At 37.9% G+C, this 3,739-nt stretch carries 3 protein-coding genes; 1 reads left to right on the top strand and 2 read right to left on the bottom strand.

The window, feature by feature from the left end; genetic code table 11:
• On the top strand, positions 1–400 hold a 400-nt coding region (locus tag HMPREF1517_RS05755), incomplete at its 5' end, for an LPXTG cell wall anchor domain-containing protein (protein ID WP_156921849.1).
• Between the two features lie 263 nt (positions 401–663).
• On the opposite strand, the gene HMPREF1517_RS05750 is transcribed toward HMPREF1517_RS05755, so the two are convergent.
• Both HMPREF1517_RS05750 and HMPREF1517_RS10805 read right to left on the bottom strand, forming a co-directional pair.
• Positions 664–3,189: a glucosyl transferase gene (locus tag HMPREF1517_RS05750; RefSeq protein ID WP_037600038.1), complete on the bottom strand. Its 2,526-nt coding sequence runs from the start codon at positions 3,187–3,189 to the stop codon at positions 664–666.
• Positions 3,190–3,569: 380 nt separating this feature from the next.
• Positions 3,570–3,739: hypothetical protein (locus HMPREF1517_RS10805; RefSeq protein WP_198017476.1), on the bottom strand; the 170-nt coding region annotated here is incomplete at its 5' end.

Raw genomic sequence — 3,739 nt, 5'->3', positions numbered from 1 at the left:
TCCAGGATATGAACCACACCTTCCAGATCCAAATGATCCAACGAAACCAGGTCAACCAATCCAACCAGGAACACCTGTAACACCTGACAAGCCAGGGGAAGATACGCCAATCATTTATGTTCCGGTTACTCCTGATAAACCTGTAACTCCTCCAGAACAACCTAAGGTACCAACACCTAAGAAACCAGAGGAGCCAGAACAACCAGTTAAACCAGAACAACCTGTAAGTCCAACTGTTATTGAAGAAGTAACTCCACAAGTTGCTCAACCTCAAGAACAAGCAGTTCTACCAGAGACAGGAACAGAAAGTGGACATATTGCAGAGGTGACAGGTTTGTCAGCCTTGATTACAGGTCTTGGACTAGGTCTTTTGGACCGTCGTCGTAAGAAAGAAGACTAATAACAAAGAGAATCCTTCCCTTCTTCTAAATAGTTAGTTAAAATAAAAAATTAGTCTTCAAAAAAAGAGGTTCTTCCCTATAGGTTGGGGGAGGACCTTTTTTGATCTATTTTTTAAACTAAGTACAAAATTGGAGTCTTGATTTTGTACTTTTATTCTTGATATGTGATTAAAGTAAATGCTTAAAAAGGAAGTTGAAATTAATCAACTTCCTTTAGTTTAGATGTCTTGTGAGAAAATTTTAGTCGATTTTCTTACATTTCTTACAATTGCTTTGCACGTCCATTTTCATCAAAATGATAAGTCACACCATTGATGGTACGTGTTTGGTTGGTGACGAGCTCACCAGAGTTTTCATCGTAGTAACGAGTTCCCTTGTAGTCTGTAACGAAATTACCCTTCACTTGCTTACCTTCATAATCAAAGTAGAGATGTTGACCATTGATGACTTGATCAAAGAGAAGAGCCTTACCATCCTTACCAAAGTAGTACCAGTTTCCCTTCCAATTAACGAATCGATTGGTTACAGCAGCGCCTGTTTCAGCGTCAAAGTAGTAGTAATTGTAGATTTTAGGTTCGATGATAGTACTACTAGATGTCCGAGGATATCTAGTAGACTCTTTTTGCTCAGGACTAAGCACTTTATCTTTTGCGAGATAACCAGTAATTAAGCTTGTAGACTCTGTATTATCGAGATAATAGAGTTTCCCATCGATTTCTTGAAGACCGAGAAGTTTATTACCATTTTCATCAGTATAGTACCAATCGCCACCTACTTGATGGAATCCTTTTTCTCTGACTGCTGCTCCAGTAACCTCATCGTAGAAAGGTCCTGAACCGGAAGGCCCAAAAGTTCCTTGACGGGCTTGTCCATTTTCATAGAACGAATAGATTACACCATTAATGGTATGAGAACCAGAAAGTGGTTTACCATCTTTATCATAATAGAAGAGCCCATTATCAGCACGAACAAATTGGTTCCGTGGGACTTCCTTCTTTTCACCGGTATCCTTATCATAGTAGTGGCCATTTTTAACTTCGTTTTTGAATTGTGTTCCGAGGTGGTCGTCAAAGTAGACAGGGACACCATCAATGGTATGAGCACCTTTTAGAATATTGCCTTGCTTATCTGCATAGAACCACTTACCTCGAGTTGTAAAGTAACGCCCCTTAACAAGTGCACCAGTATCCTTGTCATAATACTTAACTGGGATACCAAAGACAACAAAGCTATCATAGAGAACATTAATACCATCTTTATCTACAAAGCCATCTTTAGCTTGTGTTCCAAATATCCTATCAAAATGTACCTGAACACCATTGATGACGTGGTCACCTTTAAGGATTTTGCCATTTGAACCGACATAATACCACTGGTTATTAATATTATGGAAACGATTCTTTTCAAGTGTGATTCTCGCACCAGAGTCTTTATCATAGTAGTAACCGTCGTCTCCAAAATCACCTTTAACTTGTCGCCCATAATAAGAATCAAAGTAGACAGGAACATTATTTATGGTTTGTGAACCTTTTAATGGTTTGCCCTCAGCATCCACATAGTACCAATATTTATCTAGATTGACATAACGGTTGGTAACAAGTGCACCAGTTGAGGCATCGTAGTATTTACCATTACCTCCGAAGTCACCTTTCACTTGGGCACCTGTCTTTTTATCGAAGTAGTACTCTTTACCATCAATACGAGTAGCACCTTTCACAGGCATACCTTTTGCGCCAATAAAGTAGTTTTTGTCTTTAACTGTTACGAATCGGTTAGTTACTAGCTTACCAGTGTGTTCATCATAATAGCGGTTATCCTTGTCAAAATTCCCTTTTATTTGAACACCATTTTCATCGAAATAGACCTGAGCCCCATTGATGATATGGCTGCCCTTTATAATTTGTCCTCTATCATTGAGATAGTACCATTTTCCTTTGATTTCAACAAAGCGGTTGGTACCTAAATTGACGAAAACACCATCCTGATCGTAAAAGTGCCCATTAGGAGCAAAGCGATCAATGATTTGAGTCCCAAATTTATCGTCAAAGTAGGATGATCGACGATTAATTCGATACTCACCATACACGGGATTCCCTTTATCATCTAGATAATAACGTTCATATTGTTTTGTATCGTTGCTGTAGGCCACGATAAATTGATTTTTGAGAAGAGCACCAGAATCTTTATCATAGAAATTTAGTTTTTTAGCATCATTAGGGTCTTTAGCAAAAACGCCTTTAGCTTGTATGCCATTTTCTTTATCGAAATAGACTTGAACCCCATCGATGGTTTGTGGTCCAGTCAGGTCCTTACCATTGGCATCTCTGTAATGCCATTTGCCGTTTTGGTCGCTGTAATATTGACCGCCTGTAACGTTTAAGTCCTCATTGATAACAGGAGTTGTCGCAGTTGTTTCACTAGTGGTACTGTCTCTTGTTGAAGCTGTGTGTGCTTCAACGTTGGCTGTTTCAGTAGGTGATTGACTTTCATTAGTGCTTGCTGAAGCCCTTTCTCTAGTGTTTTCCGAACTTGCTAACTCTGGAGCAACTGTTGAACTTTCAGCAGAAGCAGTTGCCTCAATTCCCTTCGTTTCAACTAAATCTGCTGTTGTTTCAAGATTGGCAGTAACACTTGCTGTCGTGTCATTCTTGAGTGTTTCACTAGCAGTTACTTCATCCGCAAAAGCAGCTCCGGCAATAAGTGCAAAACTAGCAAGAGCAGATGCACATGAAAATGCAATCAGATACTTTTTAGATGCGTGTTTTTTGGCCTTATCATTTTTTTCCATAATAAATACCCCCTTTTAATTTATATTATAAGACAATAAGAAAGCCTTTTCAAGATTAAAATGAAAAGGCTTTCTTATGATGTGAAAAGGAGTAGACAAAAAAGAAAAGTATGCTTTTCTTTGAATATTAAGTGAGATGTTGCCAGTTCTTACTAAATCCAAGATTCATAAAAAACAAAAAATCCAGGACCTGAGTCCTGAATTTAGGAGATTATGAAAAAGAAAAGTTTTAGGATGGTTATAGTATATAAAGCAAAGCCTAAAGTTTTCTTAAAGTAGACAAAAATTATTTTCGTGGATTTTAAAAAGGAAGTTAAAATTAATCAACTTCCTTTAGTATAGATATCTGTGAGAAAAACTTAGTCTATTTCCTAAATTCTTTACAATTGCTTCGCACGTCCATTTTCATCAAAGTGATAAGTCACACCATTGATGGTACGAGTTTGGTTGGTGACGAGCTCACCAGAGTTTTCATCGTAATAACGAGTCCCCTTATAGTCTGTAACGAAATTGCCTTTAATTTGCTTACCTTGATAATCAAAGTAGAGGT

The sequence above is a fragment of the Streptococcus sp. ACS2 genome (assembly GCF_000525585.1).
Lineage (GTDB): Bacteria > Bacillota > Bacilli > Lactobacillales > Streptococcaceae > Streptococcus.
Note: the sequence above shows the minus strand (reverse complement) of the source record. Positions and strands in the feature narration are given on the sequence as shown.

What these genes read in the sequence shown, in the direction of transcription:
- HMPREF1517_RS05750 (WP_037600038.1), bottom strand. Translation starts at nt 3,189, where the DNA reads ATGGAAAAAAATGATAAGGCCAAAAAACACGCATCTAAAAAGTATCTG.